Origin of the sequence: Microbacterium sp. B19 (assembly GCF_000333395.1) — a bacterium.
Taxonomy (GTDB): Bacteria; Actinomycetota; Actinomycetes; order Actinomycetales; family Microbacteriaceae; genus Microbacterium.
The window spans coordinates 1-1,175 of the sequence record NZ_BADA01000174.1 but is presented as its reverse complement, the minus strand read 5'-3'; the positions used below and the strand labels follow the sequence as shown (position 1 = coordinate 1,175).

1 protein-coding gene is annotated in these 1,175 nt (G+C 71.1%); it reads right to left on the bottom strand.

Annotated elements, in window-relative coordinates; genetic code table 11:
- Positions 1-149 precede the first annotated feature (149 nt).
- Positions 150-1,175 (bottom strand): uracil-xanthine permease family protein (locus I5G_RS21100; RefSeq protein ID WP_022878372.1); only part of this gene is annotated, 1,026 nt, incomplete at its 5' end.

Sequence of the window (1,175 nt, the reverse complement as noted above, 5' to 3'; positions counted from 1 at the left end):
GGGCAACCTGGACGCCGAGCGCTCACAATCCGGTCGAGCGCTCACGCTCGAGCCGCCCGGGACGTGGGCGCTCGGCCCGATCGTGGGCGCTCGCGCGTTGCGGCCCGGGCGCCCGGGCAGACGGTGGCGGGATGCCACCCCGCCGGGGTTCAGGACGGGTCGCCGCCCAGCGGGCCGACCGCGGGGATCGGGCCGCCGTCGTCGGCGCCGGTCTTGCGAGCGCGGGCGATCGCGTTGCCGAGGTGGTAGATCAGCAGGGCCGCGACCGCGCCGAGCACGATCGCGCCGAGCTGGAAGTCGCCCCACTGCATCGTGAAACCGGCGATCGCGAGCACCAGCGCGACGGCACCCGTGTACTGGTTGACCGGGCGCGAGAAGTCGACGCGGTTGTCGACCCAGATCTTGATTCCGATGATCCCGATGAGGCCGTACAGCGCGGTGGTGACACCGCCGAGCACGCCGGCGGGGATCGTGTTGAACACCGCCCCGACCTTCGGCGACAGGCTCAGCACGATGGCCGTGAGGCCCGCGACCCAGTACACCGCCGTCGAGTACACGCGGGTCGCGGCCATCACGCCGATGTTCTCGCCGTACGTCGTGGTGCCCGAGCCGCCGAACGTGCCCGCGAGCGTCGTCGCGACACCGTCGGCGATGAGCGCGCGTCCGGTGGAGCGGTTGGCCGTGGCATCCGTCATCGCCGCGACACCCCGCACGTGCCCGACGTTCTCGGCCACCAGCACCAGCACGACGGGGAGGAACATCGCGATGACCGACCAGGTCTGCGGGGTGGCGAAGTTCGCGAGGTGGAACTCGGGCAGGCCGACCCAGGGCGCGGCCTCGACCGGCGCGAAGTCGATGAGCGTCTCGCCCGACGCGGCCTGGATCAGCACGGTCGCGACGTACCCGACGATCACGCCGAGGAAGATCGAGATGCGGCCGAGGAATCCGCGGAACAGCACGCTGAACAGGATCACCGCGACGAGCGTGATCGTGCCGGGGAGCGGCTGCTTCTGGAAGTTGGACCACGCGACGGGCGCGAGGTTGAAGCCGATGAGCGCGACGATCGCGCCGGCGACCACCGGCGGCATGACCTTGTCGACCCACCCGAGACCGACGAACTGCACGACCACGCCGATGATCGCCAGCAGGATACCGACGGACACGATGCCCGCGAG